Origin of the sequence: Paraburkholderia sp. SIMBA_054, from assembly GCF_046534875.1 — a bacterium.
GTDB classification, from domain to species: Bacteria; Pseudomonadota; Gammaproteobacteria; order Burkholderiales; family Burkholderiaceae; genus Paraburkholderia; species Paraburkholderia hospita.
The window spans coordinates 1-260 of sequence record NZ_JAWRXV010001081.1 but is presented as its reverse complement, the minus strand read 5'-3'; the positions used below and the strand labels follow the sequence as shown (position 1 = coordinate 260).

The 260-nt window shown below is 61.2% G+C and carries 1 protein-coding gene; it reads left to right on the top strand.

From position 1 onward, the window contains the following. Positions 1-260 (top strand): hypothetical protein (locus tag SB822_RS58500; protein WP_410859297.1); only part of this gene is annotated, 260 nt, incomplete at both ends.

Below are 260 nucleotides of genomic sequence, written 5' to 3'. Positions count from 1 at the left end.
CTCACCGCCCGCCTGCAACAGATGCAGCAGAAGTAAGGCGCACGGCGACGCTGCTGGTGCGCGTTTTGCCGCTTTATATGCCTGAAGATAGCGGCGGCTGCCTGCTGCGGCCCCGTAAAACAGTGCAGAATGACGACTTTGGCGCGCCTCTCGTGTGCGCGCCCTCGGGATGCGGCAACAGACCGCCTGATAAACGACCTGGAAAGGAACACCATGCTGCGGGCTTTGATTTTCGCCAGCGCGTTTGCCGTACCGTTGTC